General features: G+C 68.5%; 15 protein-coding genes. 9 read left to right on the plus strand and 6 right to left on the minus strand.

The genetic code is table 11. The annotated features are described in order from the left end of the window. Positions 1-81 precede the first annotated feature (81 nt). The gene (locus ACFWBU_RS14550; RefSeq protein WP_378528587.1) at positions 82-1,050 is read right to left on the minus strand and encodes a helix-turn-helix transcriptional regulator; all 969 of its coding nucleotides are present in this window, start codon (positions 1,048-1,050) and stop codon (positions 82-84) included. A gap of 83 nt (positions 1,051-1,133) precedes the next feature. On the opposite strand from ACFWBU_RS14550, the gene mgtE reads away from it, so the two are divergent. The 4 genes from mgtE (at position 1,134) to ACFWBU_RS14570 (ending at position 5,892) form a co-directional block, all read left to right on the plus strand. Then, positions 1,134-2,492 (plus strand): magnesium transporter, encoded by a 1,359-nt coding sequence (gene mgtE / locus ACFWBU_RS14555; RefSeq protein ID WP_378528588.1) that lies wholly within the window; start codon positions 1,134-1,136, stop codon positions 2,490-2,492. Between the two features lie 75 nt (positions 2,493-2,567). After that, the gene (locus ACFWBU_RS14560) at positions 2,568-3,503 is read left to right on the plus strand and encodes a 4-(cytidine 5'-diphospho)-2-C-methyl-D-erythritol kinase (RefSeq protein ID WP_378528589.1); all 936 of its coding nucleotides are present in this window, start codon (positions 2,568-2,570) and stop codon (positions 3,501-3,503) included. A gap of 29 nt (positions 3,504-3,532) precedes the next feature. Next, a complete protein-coding gene (locus ACFWBU_RS14565) occupies positions 3,533-5,329 on the plus strand; it encodes an ABC-F family ATP-binding cassette domain-containing protein (RefSeq protein ID WP_296551004.1) in 1,797 nt (598 codons plus the stop codon). Positions 5,330-5,427: 98 nt separating this feature from the next. After that, a complete protein-coding gene (locus tag ACFWBU_RS14570; RefSeq protein WP_378528590.1) occupies positions 5,428-5,892 on the plus strand; it encodes a DUF6069 family protein in 465 nt (154 codons plus the stop codon). A gap of 60 nt (positions 5,893-5,952) precedes the next feature. Here ACFWBU_RS14570 and ACFWBU_RS14575 read toward each other — a convergent pair whose 3' ends face one another. From ACFWBU_RS14575 to ACFWBU_RS14585, 3 genes are read right to left on the minus strand one after another with little or no spacing between them, the layout of a single operon-like run. Continuing rightward, complete coding sequence (locus ACFWBU_RS14575) at positions 5,953-7,107, minus strand: acyl-CoA dehydrogenase family protein (RefSeq protein ID WP_169621489.1); 1,155 nt, start codon at positions 7,105-7,107, stop codon at positions 5,953-5,955. Positions 7,108-7,109: 2 nt separating this feature from the next. Further along, positions 7,110-7,904, minus strand: coding sequence for an enoyl-CoA hydratase/isomerase family protein (locus tag ACFWBU_RS14580; RefSeq protein WP_378528591.1), 795 nt, complete (start codon positions 7,902-7,904; stop codon positions 7,110-7,112). After that, positions 7,901-9,424, minus strand: coding sequence for an acetyl-CoA acetyltransferase (locus tag ACFWBU_RS14585; RefSeq protein WP_378528592.1), 1,524 nt, complete (start codon positions 9,422-9,424; stop codon positions 7,901-7,903). The genes ACFWBU_RS14580 and ACFWBU_RS14585 overlap by 4 nt, the downstream gene beginning before the upstream one ends. 97 nt (positions 9,425-9,521) lie before the next feature. Here ACFWBU_RS14585 and ACFWBU_RS14590 point away from each other — a divergent pair, with 97 nt between their 5' ends. From ACFWBU_RS14590 to ACFWBU_RS14610, 5 genes are all read left to right on the plus strand, one after another. After that, positions 9,522-10,127 (plus strand): TetR/AcrR family transcriptional regulator, encoded by a 606-nt coding sequence (locus ACFWBU_RS14590; RefSeq protein WP_378528593.1) that lies wholly within the window; start codon positions 9,522-9,524, stop codon positions 10,125-10,127. A gap of 131 nt (positions 10,128-10,258) precedes the next feature. Beyond that, the gene (locus ACFWBU_RS14595) at positions 10,259-10,744 is read left to right on the plus strand and encodes a nuclear transport factor 2 family protein (RefSeq protein ID WP_378528594.1); all 486 of its coding nucleotides are present in this window, start codon (positions 10,259-10,261) and stop codon (positions 10,742-10,744) included. A 16-nt stretch (positions 10,745-10,760) separates the two neighbouring features. Next, positions 10,761-11,195 carry a VOC family protein gene (locus tag ACFWBU_RS14600; protein ID WP_378528595.1) on the plus strand — a complete coding sequence of 145 codons (435 nt, stop codon included), beginning with the start codon at positions 10,761-10,763 and terminating at the stop codon, positions 11,193-11,195. A gap of 56 nt (positions 11,196-11,251) precedes the next feature. Then, positions 11,252-11,926: a pyridoxal 5'-phosphate synthase gene (locus ACFWBU_RS14605; RefSeq protein ID WP_296551007.1), complete on the plus strand. Its 675-nt coding sequence runs from the start codon at positions 11,252-11,254 to the stop codon at positions 11,924-11,926. 58 nt (positions 11,927-11,984) lie between these two features. Continuing rightward, positions 11,985-13,022 (plus strand): enoyl-CoA hydratase/isomerase family protein, encoded by a 1,038-nt coding sequence (locus ACFWBU_RS14610; RefSeq protein WP_169621495.1) that lies wholly within the window; start codon positions 11,985-11,987, stop codon positions 13,020-13,022. A gap of 48 nt (positions 13,023-13,070) precedes the next feature. On the opposite strand, the gene ACFWBU_RS14615 is transcribed toward ACFWBU_RS14610, so the two are convergent. Together ACFWBU_RS14615 and ACFWBU_RS14620 are read right to left on the minus strand one after the other, a co-directional pair. Then, positions 13,071-13,691 (minus strand): hypothetical protein, encoded by a 621-nt coding sequence (locus ACFWBU_RS14615; protein ID WP_169621496.1) that lies wholly within the window; start codon positions 13,689-13,691, stop codon positions 13,071-13,073. Positions 13,692-13,790: 99 nt separating this feature from the next. After that, entirely contained in the window at positions 13,791-15,479 is a 1,689-nt protein-coding gene (locus tag ACFWBU_RS14620; RefSeq protein ID WP_169621497.1) for a peptide chain release factor 3, read from the minus strand. Positions 15,480-15,558 lie beyond the last annotated feature (79 nt).

Consider the following 15,558-nt stretch of genomic DNA (forward strand, 5'->3'; position numbering starts at 1 on the left):
CCCACCACAACGTCACCCGGCTCCTGTCCGCCGCCGCCCGCCACTTCACCTTCGGGCCCCAACGAGTTCGGTACCGCCGGGTCACGCCCGTAGGTACCGCTCGGCGATCGCCGCGTGATGCCTGGCAGCCCGCCCACACGCCTCCCGCAGTTCCGGTGGGTCGAGCACGGTGAAGTCGACGTCGAATGCCGCGAGCCACGGCGCAATCGACTCGAGCGAGCTTCCGCCCAGGACCACCGCGCAGTGATCGTCGTCCACGGGTTCGATCGTGCCCCACCGCTCGTCCACTTTCGGCGCGACCGCTTCGAACGGTGCATGAAACAGGATCCTGGCGGTCACCACCCACGTGCCGCTCACGATCCCCCTCGAGACGAACTCCGCGGCCCCACCCGCCGGAAGGTCACGAGGAGTGAAGCGAGGTCCGGTGGGAATCTTCGGCTCCATCCGATCCACGCGGAACGAACGCCACTCGTCGCGCTGGAGATCCCACGCCACGAGATACCAGCGCAGTCCGGCACGCACCACCCGATGCGGCTCGACCTCGCGCCGTGACGACGCCCCGTTATGGGTGCGGTAGTCGAATCGCAACCGCTCGTGGGCGTGACACACCGACGCGATGGTGGACAGCAGAGCCGCGTCCACCGCCGACTCGGCAGGACCGCGGTCCACCACGTCCACCTGCAACGCTTCGAGCCGGATACGGATCCGTGACGGCATGACCTGCCGCAGTTTCACGAGGGCCCGAGCTTCGGCGTCGCCGATCCCGGTGACCGCGTGGGTGGCGCCCGCGCGCAACGCCAACGCGACGGCGACGACCTCGTCGTCGTCGAGCAGCAGCGGCGGCATCTCCGCGCCGGCTCCCAGCCGGTAACCGCCACCGACTCCCACGGTCGCCTCCACCGGATACCCGAGTTCCCTCAGCTTCTCCACATCCCGCCGGACCGTGCGCGTCGTGATCCGGAGTCGGTCGGCGAGTTCGCTGCCGGACCATTCCCGTCGCATCTGGAGAAGCGAGAGAAGGCGCAACAGTCGGGCCGAGGTTTCACGCATGGATCGACCCTCGCACGAATTGCGGACCGTAGGTGTCCTCATCGGGCCGAAGCCCGACATGGTTCCTTCGATAAGGTGCAACGGTGAGTGAGTCCCGCGTTGCAGGAGGCGAGTCCGCAGTCAAGGCGGTCGAGGCCGCGCTCGCGCGCACCGATCTGCCGGCGCTGACCGACGTTCTCGGCGAACTCACCACCGGACAGGTCGTCGACGTCCTCGAACGACTCGACCCGACGCAACGCGCGATCGTGTACCGGTTGCTCTCCAAGGACCGCGCCATGACCGTGTTCGAGGGACTCGACCCCGCACTTCAGGGCAGCCTCGTCGGCGCGCTCCAGGACGACGACGTCGCCGCGCTGTTCGCCGAACTCGAGCCCGACGACCGGGTCGGTCTGCTCGACGAACTGCCCGCGACGGTCGCCGGGAAACTGCTCCACGGCCTGCCGCCCGACCAGCGCGATCTCACCGCCGAGATCCTCGGGTATCCGCGCGGATCGATCGGGCGCCGGATGAGCCCGGAATACGTCGTCACCCACCCCGACCTCACAGTTGCCGAGACCCTCGACAAACTCGAGCGGCGGATCGAGGACGCGGAGACGATCTACACGCTTCCGGTGACCGATCGCGCGCGGGTCCTCGTGGGCGTGGTGAGCCTGCGCGACCTGCTCAAAGCCCCCCGCGACGCGCTGATCGCCGATATCGCCGGACGCCCGGACTGGGCGTACGCCACCGAGGACAGCGAACAGGCTGCGCGGCGCTGCGCCGACCTCAAGCGGCTCGCGCTGCCCGTGGTCGACAGTGAGACCCGGCTCGTCGGAATCTTCACCTTCGACGACGCGCTGCGGATTCTCGAAGACTCCGACAGCGAAGACCAGGCGCGCATCAGCGGCACCGAACCGCTCCGGCAGCCGTATCTGGCCACTCCGGTGTTCGCCATCGTGCGTTCCCGCGTCGTGTGGCTGCTCGTGCTGGCCATCGGTGCGTCGCTGACGGTGCAGGTCCTCGAGGTCTTCGAGGCGACGCTGGGGCAGATGGTCGCGCTGGCGCTGTTCATCCCGTTGCTCATCGGCACGGGCGGCAACACCGGTAACCAGGCGGCGACGACCGTCACACGTGCCCTCGCTCTCAACGACGTGACTCCGCGCGACGTCTGGAAGGTGTTCCTGCGTGAGCTGAGCGTGGGATTGTCGCTCGGACTGCTGCTCGGGACCGGGGGTTTCGTCCTGGTCACCCTGCTCTACGAGCCGTCGATGGGTCTGGTCATCGGATTGACCCTGCTCGGCATCTGCACCATGGCCGCCTCAGTCGGCGGAGTGATGCCCATGCTGGCACGCGCGGTCCGCGCCGATCCGGCGGTGTTCTCCAACCCGTTCATCACGACCTTCGTCGACGCGACGGGCCTGCTCGTGTACTTCATGATCGCGAAGGTGGTCCTCGGCATCTGAGGCGGGCGCCTCGATGCATCCGCTCACCGAGCGGCGGTCCGGCCCGGTATCAGCACGCGGGTAAGCTGTGTACTCGTGCTTTCCGTCGTTCCGGCCCCCGTCACCGTACGGGCCCCGTCCAAGGTCAATCTGCATCTGGCGGTGGGCGATCTGCGCCCGGACGGCTATCACGATCTGCACACCGTCTTCCAGGCACTGTCGCTCTACGACGAGGTCTCGGTGGTGGGTTCGGACACTCTCAGCGTGCACGTCACCGGTGCCGACGCCGGCGCGGTGCCCACCGATTCGACCAACCTCGCGTGGCGTGCCGCAGAACTGCTCGCCGAACGCGCGGGCCGCGCACCCGAGGTGGCGATCACCATCGCCAAGGGCATTCCCGTCGCCGGTGGTATGGCCGGCGGCAGTGCGGATGCGGCCGCGACGCTCGTCGCCCTCGACGCCCTGTGGGGACTGGGAGCGTCCCGCGAGGAACTCGACGGACTTGCCGCCCAGCTCGGCAGCGACGTGCCGTTCTGCTTGCACGGCGGCACCGCCCTCGGCACAGGTCGCGGTGAACGGCTCGTGCCGGTGCTCACCCGGGGAACATTCCACTGGGTCCTGGCGTTGGCGAAGGGTGGCCTGTCCACACCTGTCGTCTTTCGCGAACTCGATGGCCTGCGTGCAGGGGGCGATCCCCAGCGCGTCGGCAGTTCCGACGACGTCCTGTCGGCACTCGCGTCCGGCGACCCGCACGAACTCGCGCCGCTGCTCGGCAACGATCTGCAGGCCGCTGCGCTCTCACTCGATCCCAAACTCCGTCGCACTCTCCGCGCGGGCGTCGACGCGGGCGCGCTCGCGGGCCTGGTGTCCGGCTCCGGGCCGACCTGCGCGTTCCTCGTCGCAGACCATCACGCCGCGGTCACCGTGAGCGCCGAACTGGCGGGGGCGGGCGTGTGCCGCACGGTGCGCCTCGCAACCGGCCCGGTGCCGGGCGCCCGCGTCGTGCTCGACACCGATACCGCACATCACTGAACTGAACACTCCGGAAGGCAATGCTCCACGTGGCGAATCTGATCAATCTCGAACAGGTCTCGAAGTCCTTCGGCGTCAAGCCGCTGCTCGAATCGGTGTCTCTCGGCGTGCAGGAGGGCGAGCGCATCGGCGTGGTCGGCCTCAACGGCGGCGGAAAGACCACCATGCTCGAGGTCCTCGCCGGCGTGGAGGCGCCCGACTCCGGGCGCGTGAGCCGGGTCGGCGGCCTCCGCATGGCCGTGGTGACGCAGCGCGGTGTGCTGCCCCCCGGATCGACGGTCGCGGAAGTGGTTCTCGGACCGCTCGGCGTCGCAGACCACGAGTGGGCCGGCAACTCGCGGATCCGGTCGGTGCTGACCGGGATCGGCATCGACAAGCTCGGCCTGGACGCCGTCGTGGACGGGCTGTCGGGTGGCGAGCGCCGCCGGGTCGCGCTCGCGGCCGCGCTCGTTCAGGATCTCGATCTGCTCGTGCTCGACGAGCCCACCAACCACCTCGACGTCGAGGGTGTCCAGTGGCTCGCCGAGCATCTGATCTCCCGGCGAAGTGCCCTCGTGGTCGTCACCCACGATCGCTGGTTCCTCGACACCGTGGCCACCCGGACCTGGGAGGTCGTGGGCGGCAAGGTCGAAACCTACGAGGGTGGCTACAACGACTGGATCTTCGCGCGGGCCGAGCGGTCGCGCCAGGCCGACGCCATGGAGGAACGGCGCCAGAACCTCGCACGCAAGGAACTGGCGTGGTTGCGTCGCGGGGCACCGGCCCGTACGTCGAAGCCGCGCTACCGCATCGAGTCGGCGGAGGCGCTGATCGCGAACGTGCCGCCGCCGCGCGACTCGGTGGCGCTGGCCTCGTTCGCCAAGCGTCGGCTGGGCCGCGTCGTCATCGAACTCGAGAACGCGACCCTGACGACCCCGGACGGCCGCGAACTCGTGCACGACCTGACGTGGCGGCTCGGACCGGGGGAGCGGATCGGTCTGGTCGGCGTCAACGGGTCGGGCAAGACGACCCTGCTGCGCACCCTCGCCGGGGAACTCGAACCGTCGTCGGGCCGGCGTATCCAGGGGCAGACGGTCGAAATCGGCTGGCTGCGGCAGGAACTCGACGACCTTCCCACCGACATGCGGGTACTCGACGCGGTCAAGGATGTGGCCGAGCGGATCATGCTGGGCGACAAGGAGGTCTCGGCCGGCCAGCTCGCGGAGCGTCTGGGCTTCACACCGGCACGGCAGCGCACACCGGTGGGCGACCTGTCCGGAGGTGAGCGACGCCGACTGCAGCTCACCCGGGTACTCATGGCCGAGCCCAACGTTCTCCTGCTCGACGAGCCCACCAACGATCTCGACATCGATACGCTGCAGCAGCTCGAGGACCTGCTCGACGGCTGGGCCGGCACGCTCGTCGTCATCAGCCACGACCGGTTCCTGATCGAGCGCATCTGTGATTCGACGTGGGCGCTCTTCGGTGACGGGAAGCTGACCAACCTTCCCGGCGGCATCGAGGAATATCTCCGCCGGCGCGCGGCCATGGGCGACGAGGGCGTGGTGTCCGTGGCGTCGACCGTCTCCAAGCCGGGTGACACCGGGGGAGCGACGCCGGCGAAGCGCGACGGGGCAGCCGAGCGGGCGGCTCGCAAGGAACTCTCGCGCCTCGAACGGGCGATCGCCAAGCTCGACGAGCGCGAGGCGAAGCTGCACGTCCGTCTGGCCGAGGCCGCTACCGATCCCGACAAGCTGCAGAAGCTCGATGCCGAGCTTCGTGAGGTGGTCGCGGAGAAGGAAGCCGCGGAGGAGCAGTGGATGGAGCTCGCCGAAGACGTGGGCTGACCTCCACCGTCACCGGGCTCGGTCGAGGTCTTGACCTCGAGCCGACTCGAGGTCGGACGATGGGTGTCGTCGAATGACAGCACCCTTCAGGAGGATTCATGACTGCGTCCGAAACTTCTCGATCGTCTTCTGTCTCCGCCGCTGTGCGCGTTCCGGACAGGCTCGTCGTCGTGGTGGCGACCGTGCTGCTTGCGCTCGTGGTCAATCTCGTCGTGTGGCTCGTCGGGCTCGCCGCCGGCGGTTCGTTCGAGCACACCGACGCCGGGACCGTAGCTTCGGCGGCGCCCGGTGGTGTCGTGCTCATGACCGCGGGCCCGCTCGCGGCCGGACTTGCCCTCGCGGCACTGCTGAGTCTGTGGTGGAGCGGGTTCCTGCGGATCGCGCAGGTCGTGGGGGCACTGCTGCCCCTCGCCACGATCCAGGGGACCGTCGTGGCCGATTTCGACACCGCGAGCACTGCCGCGCTGGTGACGATGCACGTGGTCGTCGCGGCGGCAGCGGTGGCGGGACTCGAAGTCCTGCGGCACCGTGGCCGTGCGGGACACCGCCGGGCATTGCGTTGACAGCGATATGCCGACGGCCGAAGTCCTCGGCCGCCGGCATATCGGTTCACATCCGCAGGGTTACAAGCCCAGCAGCTTGCTGATGATCTCGTTCATGATCTCGGTTGTGCCGCCACCGATTCCGAGGACGCGCGCGTCGCGGAAGTGGCGCTCGACCTCGCTCTCGCGCATCAGGCCGATGCCGCCGGCGAGCTGAACCGCTTCCATCACGGCGGTGTCGCACACCTTCACGGCGTTGTTCTTCGCCATGGACGTTTCGAGCAGCATGCCCTCGCCGTTGGCCCAGCGTTCCGCGACCGAGCGGCAGAATGTCTGTGCCGCAGTGATCTCGGTGGCGAGTTCTGCGAGGCGATGCCGCACGACCTGCCGCTTCGACAGCGGCCGTCCCATGGTCTCGCGGGACTTGACCCAGTCGACGGTGAGATCGAAGCAACGCTGCGCGGTGGCGACGGCCTGGAAGGCCAGCGACAGCCGCTCGCCCTGGAACTGCTGGGCGATCTGGCCGAAGGCGGAGTTCTCCGCACCGATGAGGTTCGAGACGGGGACACGCACGTCGTCGTAGAACAGTTCGGCGGTGTCCGAGCACAGCCAGCCCATCTTGTCGAGCTTGCGCGAGACCGTGAAACCCGGTGTGTCGGTGGGAACGACGATCAACGAGATACCGCCGGCGCCCGCGTCGCCGGTGCGGACCGCGGTGGTGACGAAGTCCGCGCGGGTGCCCGAGGTGATGTACAGCTTGGCGCCGTTGATGACGTACTCGTCGCCCTCGCGGCGAGCGGTGGTGCGGATGTTCGCGACATCGGAACCACCGCTGGGCTCGGTGATGGCGAGCGACCCGATCATCCTGCCTTCGAGCGCGGGCCGCGCGTACCGGTCGATGAGGTCGGTGTTGCCGGAGGCGATGATGTGCGGGGTCGCGATTCCGTGGCTGAACAGCGCGGAGATCAGGCCCGACGATCCGCCCGAGAGGATGATCTGCTCGAGAATCGTGAGCATGTCGAGGGCGTTGCCACCGGAACCGCCGTGCTCTTCGGCGACGGAGGCCCCGAGAAGTCCGGCGTCCGCGGCTTTGCGATGGAGTTCGCGCGGGATGGAACCCTCACGCTCCCACGTGTCGAGATGGGGGAGGATCTCCTTGCGGGTGAAGTCGGCGGCGAGTTGCCGCAGTGCCTTCTGCTCGTCGGTGTCCCAGCGCAGCGCTTCGGTGGTGGTCATCGTCATTCGCCCTTCCAGACGGGTTCACGCTTCTGCATGAAGGCCATGACGCCTTCGAGGGTGTCGGCGCTGGTGGTGAGCCGTGCGAGGGCCTTTTCGGTCAGGTCCCACGAATGGTCTTCCGCGGAGACATGACCGTCGACGATCCCGCGTGCCACCGTCTTGCTCGCCTGTACGGCCAGCGGTGCCCCCGCCGCGATCTGTGCGGCGAGATCCAGCGCGGTGGTCAGCACGTCGGCTTGCGGCACGACCCGGTTGACGAGGCCCCAGCGCAGCGCGTCGGCGGCCGGCATCGGCTTCCCGGTGAGGACGAGTTCCATCGCGATCGCCCGCGGGATCGCCTGTCCGATGCGGAACACGCCGCCCGCGCCGGCGATGAGCCCGCGGTGCACCTCGGGGAGACCGAATTCGGCTGTGTCGGAGGCGACCACGAGATCGCTGGCGAGGGCGAGTTCGGTGCCGCCGCCGAGTGCGGTGCCGTTGACAGCGGCGATGATCGGCTTCGCGATGTGGTGCTTGACGACACCGGCGAATCCCCAGTGTGCCGTGTCGGGCGGGGTGACACCGTCCGGTCCTGCCGTGCCGAGGGCCTTGAGATCGGCACCGCCGCAGAACACGGCGTCGCCCGCACCGGTGAGAACCACGGCGCGCACGGTGCGGTCGTCGGCGGCACGCTCCCAGGCCTCACCGAGCGCGCGGTGCACGTCCGCGTTGATGCTGTTGGCGGCCTTGGGGCGGTTGATGGTGACGATCAGCGTGTGGTCGCGCTGTTCGACGAGAACGATCGGGTCGGTCACTGCGGGTGCTCCTCGGAGGAAGTGGTGTCGATGCGGGCAACGGTGAGTTGCCCGCCGTTGTCGGTCACGTGCACGACGGTGCCGATGAGGTCCGCGCCGGCCGACAGGATCGCGGCGCCTTCCGCGTCTGTGTGGCCCGACACGCGACGGCCGTCGGGTGTGGTGCCGACGAGGAATCCGACGGACGGGTTGCCGTCGCGACCGTATTCGGCGGTGGCGGTGACGATCTCGACGTCACCGGTGTAGTCGAGGGCCGTTTCGGGTGCGGTCGCCGGCAGCTGGACGGGTTCGGGATCGCCCACGTAACCCTCGGTGTGCGGGGCGCACCCGAGCACCACGACGTGCTGGTACGTCAGGTATCCGCCGTTGCCGTGTACGAGGGCGAGTTCGCCGTCGCGGCGGAGTCGCTGCGCGACCGCGACGATCGAGTGCAGCGTGTAGCTGTTGAGGGGCCCGCCGAAGAACGAATGCCCACCGGTGACCGACGGAACCGTGTCGCGGGGCAGGCCCAGGTGCTCGACGAGCAGTTTGGGTACGACGGGGAAGCAGCTGTACGCGTCGACGATGTCGAAGTCGGCGGGCCGAAGGTCGGTGGCCTCGAGGGTGCGGCGCAGGGCATCCGCGAGCGCGGCGGAGCGGCCGAGTTCTGCCCGGGCGAGGACGTCCGGGGTCTCCGTGGCTCCGGCGCCACCCCACACGTAGAGCAGATGGTCGTCGGCGACGCCGAGTTCCCGGGCCGTCGCGAGCGAGGTGACGACCACGGCGGCTGCCTGGTCGACGAACGGCATCGCGTTGCACAGCAGCGGGTACGGGTCGGTGACCATGCGGTTGCCGGGTCCGGCGGTGCGGATGTCGTCGGCGGTGCGCAGGGTCGGGTTCCATGCAGCCGGGTTGTTGCCGGCGATCTCCGAGAACGCCGCGTACAGCTCGGCGGACCAGTCGATCGACTGCTCGCGCGTGTGTCCCAATTCGTGGCTGAGCCGGTTCTCGAAGAGCGGGTAGACCCGGGTGGGAGCGATCATTCCGGCCCGCTGCATGGCGGGGCTGCCGAGGTCGTCGGGATCGAACGCGGGCGGGCCGCCGGGAGCGGTCGTCCAGCCGAGCGATGCCGGATCGGTGCCCTGCTTGAAGGCGTTGGTCACCGAGGCCTGGGCTTCGCCGCCGACGAGCAACGCGACACCGCTCGTGCCGTGCGCGATGTCGTGCGCGATGCGGTCGAGCAGTGCCGCCGGCCAGTGCCCACCGATGGGGGTCGTCGACGTGTGGACGGCTCGCGCGCCGAGTCGCTCGCCGAGAAGGCCGGGCAGATCGTCGTAGGACCAGCTTGCCGTCTTGATGGCCCGGATGGTGTCGATGCGCGAGACGAGAGCGTCGCGATCGACACCGGTGTCGGTCAACGCGGACGCGGTGGCCTCATGAATGAGGTCGAGCGGTTCGCGTGGGTCGGCGGGCGAACCGGCGCGGCCGGAGCGCAGGTCGCCGACGCCGATCACGACGGGAACCCGGGTGGGGTCTGTCATGGCGTTCCTTCGAGTACTTCGTCGGGGAGGGACGTCCACAGCCTAATACGGACTGTTTCAGTCTGTAAATGTGGACCAGGTCTGGCACACTCGGGTGGTGACAGATGTAGCAGCCCCGCGCCGCCGCGGGCGGCCCCGCGACGCCGACCTCGAGGACCGGGTGTTCGACGCGGTACTCGAGGTGTACTCGGAGACGAGCTGGCGCGGCTTCACCCTCGACGCGGTGGGCCGGCGTGCCCGGGTGGGCAGAGCCGCCCTCTACCGCCGGTGGGAGAGCAAGGACGACCTGCTCGTCCAGGCTCTCGAGGCACGCAGCCCCCTGCCGGTGCCGATCGACACCGGAGATCTCCGATCGGACCTCGTCGAGCTCGCGCGCCAGCTTTTGCAGGGGTATCGCACCACGCCGGGACTGGTCAGTCTTCGCGTCGCCCTCGACGCCCGGGTCAATCCGGAGTTGCTCGCGCGGCTGACCCACACGCTCAACAAGAGCCGCCTGCTCGCCGCACGCACGATCGTGCACCGTGCGGTCGAGCGCGGTGATCTGCCGGCGGACACCTCGGCGACACTGCTTCTCGAATTGGTGACCGGTGCGGTCCTGAGTCACGCGCTGTTCGCCCTCACCACGCCCGAACCCGCCGAGGACGATGCCTACGCCGAACTCGTCGTGGAGACCACCGTCCGCGGGCTCCGGCCACCGTCGTGACTCTCGTCCCGGTCCTGTAACCGAAACGCAATCGAGCCCCGCCGTGAGTCTCCGAATTGCACGCCCGCCGAAACATTTCCGGACTAGCCTGAGAACGGTACCTGCAGGTACCTCGTGACAGGAGGCGCGCGATGGATCTGGCGGCGGTGGCGGCGATCGAGCGACTGAAGTACCGCTACCTGCGTGCGCTGGACACCAAATCCTGGACCGAACTGTCCGACACCATGATGCCCGACGCCACGGCGGTGTACGGCGAACATCTCAGTTTCGAGTCGCGCGACGCGTTCATCGGTTTCCTCGAGAACACGCTCGGCACCCGGATGGTCACCGAGCACCATTGCAGCCACCCTGAGATCGAGATCTCGGCCGACGGCACGAGGGCCACCGGGGTGTGGCTGCTGGCCGACACGGTCATGGTGCCCGAGGACGGGATACTGATGCGCGGGTCGGCACACTACTACGACCGGTACGTGCTGAGCGACGACGGGAAGTGGCGCATCTGCCACACCGGTTACGAACGCAACTGGGAGACGGTGACTTTCCTGTCCGACCTGCCCAACTTCCGGCTGAACACGAACCGGCGCGCGATGCTGTCGAACCAGCCTCGCGCCTCGTAACCGAACGGAGAGCCTCGTGTCGAACATCTCCGACGACGAATTCCCGGCCATCGGCGCTCTGCCGTACCTCACCGTCTCGCGGGCTCAGGACGCAATCGATTGGTACACCGGCGTTTTCGGTGCCTCTCTCGTCGGTGAGCCGGTGGTGATGGAGGACGGGCGGATCGGTCACGCCGAACTGAGCCTTCCGACGGGGATGGTGTACCTCGCCGAGGAGTTTCCCGAGATGGGACTGACCGCGCCCCAGTCCGGTGCCACCTCGGTGAGCTTGATGCTTCCGGTCGGCGACGCGGACGCCGTTCTCGCCCGCGCCCGCACCGCCGGAGGGTCGGTGGAACGCTGGATCAACGAAAGCCACGGTCATCGCAACGCGACCCTGCTCGATCCGTTCGGTCACCGATGGATGCTGGTGGGTCCGCTCACCGGCGACGCGGCGACGGGAGAGGACTGACCTCGTCGCCCCGTGACTCGGGCCGTTATCCGACCTCGGGCCGTTACGCTTCCCGGGTGGCCGAGATCCCGCACCTCGAGAAGTACCCCGACGTACGCGCCTGGGTCAGGGCGATCCCGGTGTTCGCCACGCAGCCACCGCCGGAGCGTCCGGTGACCCCGCGACCCCAGGATCTGTTTCTGCAGTGGCTGACGGACGCCGTGGACGCCGGCATCGCAGAGCCGCATGCGACGACGCTGTCGACCGTCGACGAGGACGGGGTGCCCGATGCCCGGACCCTGCTTCTCAAGGATGTCACCGCGGACGGCTGGTGGTTCTCGGGCGACAACCGGTCCCCGAAGGGACGCCACCTGGGCGCGACGGCCGCTGCGGCACTGACGTTCTACTGGCGTGAGCACGGCCGTCAGATCAGGGTGCGGGGGCCGGTGCGTTCCGGCGGCTCCGAAGTGTGTGGGCGCGACTTCGTCGAACGGTCGCCGCTGGCCCGTGCGGTCGCGTCGACCGGTCTGCAGAGTGAGATCCTCGACGACCCGCGTGACTACGACCGTGTGGTGAGTGAGCGGCTCGAGGCGCTGGACGCCGATCCGGCGTGGGTGTCGCCCCACTGGAGAGCGTGGTGTCTCGAGGCCACCACCGTCGAGTTCTGGCAGGCCGACCCGGGCCGCCGGCACCGGCGGCTGCGCTACCGCCGGGACGGTACGACGTGGACGCACGAACAGCTGTTTCCGTAGGGCGGGAACCGGCCCGGGCATACCGCACTACGGGCGGACGACCGGTAGGCTCCGGCCCGTGAACGACTCCTTCATCCGCACACGCGTCGCCAATGGTGTCGGCGAGGTGCAGCTCGACCGGGCGGTTGCACTCAACGCGCTCGACCGGTCGATGATCCGCGACATGTACGCCCCGCTGGAGGCATGGCGCGACGATCCAGAGATCACGGCCGTCCTGGTCACCAGCCTGTCCGATCGCGCGTTCTGTGCGGGGGGTGACATCAAGCCGGTGCGGGAGGCGGCGGTGCAGGGCGACGCCGACACCGTCCGCGGCTACTTCTCGGACGAATACCGGCTCGACCGGCTCGTCGCGACCTACCCCAAGCCCTACCTGGCGCTGCTCGACGGCGTGACGATGGGTGGGGGACTGGGGATCTCGGTGCACGGAGCAATGCGCATCGCGACCGAGAAGTCGACCTTCGCCATGCCGGAGACGGCGATCGGTTTCATTCCCGACGTCGGTTCGAGCCACTTCCTTCCCCGGCTGCGCGGAACCACGGCGCGTTGCGACGCCGTCGGCATGTACCTGGGCACCACCGGCGCGCGGATCGACGCGGGCGACGCACTCGCGGTCGGACTCGCGACGCACTATGTGCCGAGCGCACGCATCGGCGAACTGGCCGACCGGATCAGGGCGGGGCACTGGCAGGACGCGCTCGACGAGTACGTCGAACCGGCCCCCGAATCGGATCTGGCGCGGCGTTTCACCGATATCGAGGCGGTCTTCGGTGACGGGACCGTGCTGGACATGCTGGCTCGTCTCTCCGACGACCCCGATATCGACACCGCCTGGGCGGAGAAGACACGCGACGCGCTGACGGCGCTGTCGCCGACGAGTGTCTGGGTCACCGCGGAACTGTTGCGGCGAGGTGCCGAAAGCACCTTGGAGGAGTGCTTCACCCGGGAACTCGGGGTCGCGGTGCGGATCGCCCTCACACCCGACTTCGCGGAGGGAGTTCGCTCCGTGCTCGTCGACAAGGATCGCAATCCGCAGTGGTCGCCTGCCACGCTCGGGGACGTCGATCAGGCGTCGATCGTAGCGTTGCTGGACAACTGACCGGCGTTCCGGCAGCGCGCGCGTCGTGCCGCGCCGCCGGGGATCCGGTCAGCGGGCGTGACGTTGCGGAGTCTGCAGGTCCACCACGATGGTCTGACCACCGAGGGTCACGTGGAGTTCGGGCTTCTCGAGCCCGCCGGCGACCAGGTACTCGCCGAGCAGGGTGAGCAGTTCGTCGTTGTCCGAGATCGGGTCGCCCTGACCACCCGAGGTTCCCAGTTCGTTCTGGGCGAGCCGGGCTGCGATCCGGACCGAGGCCACACCCATCGAGTTCCGCCGGGACGGAGTCGGCGCGGTGACGGAGGACGTCGCGGTGGTGGTGCGGGCACCGTCGGTTGCGGTTCCCGCACCGTTGACCGTGCCGTTCGTGCTGGTGCTGCTCACCAGGGTCGTCCCTTCGTCGAAGATGCCGGCGTCCACCCCGCCGGCCGGGTCGCGGTCGATCGCGCGCTCGCTCTCGGTGTTCGCTCCGGACACACCCGGAGCGGACTTCCCGGCCGAGTCCGGCCGGACCGTGCCGGTGAGCGGAGTGCTGCTGGGCAGAGGGGTGCTCGGCAACGGGTAGACGAAGGTGCCCGACCGTTTCGGTCCTCCGGACCGTGCGGTTGCGTCCCCCGGCCTACCGGACGGCAGTCCGTCCCCAGCCGAGGCCGGTGCGTCGTCGCTCATCGTTGCTCCTGATTCCACCCGATACGTCGGATCGACGGAAGGGAAAGTATCAGTAAAGTCCGCAGGTTGCACCCACCGGGTGCGTCCGCCGGGATTCCGTCAGTCGGTCGCGGCGACGAGCGGTTCGAGCGTGAGGTCCGGGTGTTCCTTCTCGATGTACTGCAGACGCCACTTGTCGCTCACGAGTGCGAGCAGCACACCGTCGGACCGTGTGAACACCTCGACCCCGCGCTGACGGTTGAGCTCGTCTTCCGATGCGGTGTCGGTCCGTCGCGCGAGCGCGTATCCCAGCGGCTCGATCTTCGGGTCCACGTTGTATTCGGCCTTCATCCGCGCCGCGACGACCTCGAACTGCATCGGACCGACTGCCGCCATGACCGGCGAGGCGTCACCGCGGATGTCGTTGCGCAGAATCTGCACGACACCTTCGGAGTCGAGTTGATCGACCGCCTTGCGGAACTGCTTGTACTTCGACGCACTCTCGGCGCGCAGGATCGCGAAGTGCTCGGGGGCGAACGACGGAATCGGCGGGAACTCCACCTTCTTGTCCACGTACAGCGTGTGGCCCGGCGCGAGCGCGGTTGCGTTGACCAGACCCACCACGTCCCCGGGGTAGGCGTTCTCCACCGTGGTCCGTTCACGCCCGAAGACGGTGAGCGCGTACTTCGTGGCGAACGGCTTCCCGGTCTGGGCGTGCGTGACCACCATGCCGCGTTCGAAGACACCGGAGACGATCCGCATGAAGGCGAGCCGGTCGCGGTGTGCGGTGTCCATACCGGCCTGAACCTTGAACACCACCGCGCTGAACGGATCGTCGACGTTGCGCGGGTTGCCCTCGATGTCGATCCGGGCGCGCGGCGGCGGTGCCAGCGACACCAGCGTGTCGAGAATCTGCCGGACACCGAAGTTGAGCATGGCCGACGCGAAGATCACCGGGGACGTCTGTCCGGCGAGGAACATCTCCTGGTCGTGGTCCTGACCGCTTGCCGAGAGAAGTTCGGACTCCTCGGCGGCTTCGGTCCAGATATCGCCCTCGCGGTCGGACGCCTGGTCCACCGACAGGTGCTCTTCGGGTGCGATCTTCGCGCCACCAGCGGTGCGGGTGAACTTGATGTACTCGGTTGCGGTGCCGTCCTCGCCGCGACGCAGCAGGCCGCGGAAATCACCGGCGATCCCGACCGGCCAGAACAGGGGAGTGGGGGTCAGGCCGATGCGCTCGTCGATCTCGTCGAGCAGTTCGAGCGGTGCGCGACCGGGCCGGTCCCACTTGTTGATGACGGTGATCACCGGGATGCCGCGGTGACGGCACACCTGGAACAGTTTGAGGGTCTGCGGCTCGAGGCCCTTCGCGGCGTCGATGAGCATCACGGCCGCGTCGACAGCCGTGAGCACGCGATAGGTGTCCTCCGAGAAATCGGAGTGACCGGGCGTATCGACGAGGTTGATGACGTTGACCGTCTCGCTTCCGTCGTCGCCGCGAGCCGACTCGGAGGAGGTGTAGTTGAACTGCAGTGCCGTCGAGCTGACGGAGATGCCGCGCGCCTTCTCCATCTCCATCCAGTCGGAGACGGTCGATTTGCGGCCGGCCTTTCCGTGCACGGCGCCCGCCTCGGAGATCACCTTCGCGTGCAGAGCGAGGGCCTCGGTGAGCGTGGACTTACCGGCGTCGGGGTGGGAGATGACGGCGAACGTACGGCGGCGCTGGGCCTCGGCCCGTACTTCCTTACCGGATCCGGGCTTCGGGACTCCGGTGGATTCGCTGACGGCCGAAGCGTGCGGGGTGCTCAACGCGGAAACCTCTCGAAGCGGGACTGGTGCGGCTGTCGCCGGCAACTCGTCCATGTTACTCGGCAACTCGTAGGGTCGT

The organism is Rhodococcus sp. NPDC060084 (genome assembly GCF_042730335.1).
In the GTDB taxonomy this organism is placed as follows: Bacteria; Actinomycetota; Actinomycetes; order Mycobacteriales; family Mycobacteriaceae; genus Rhodococcus.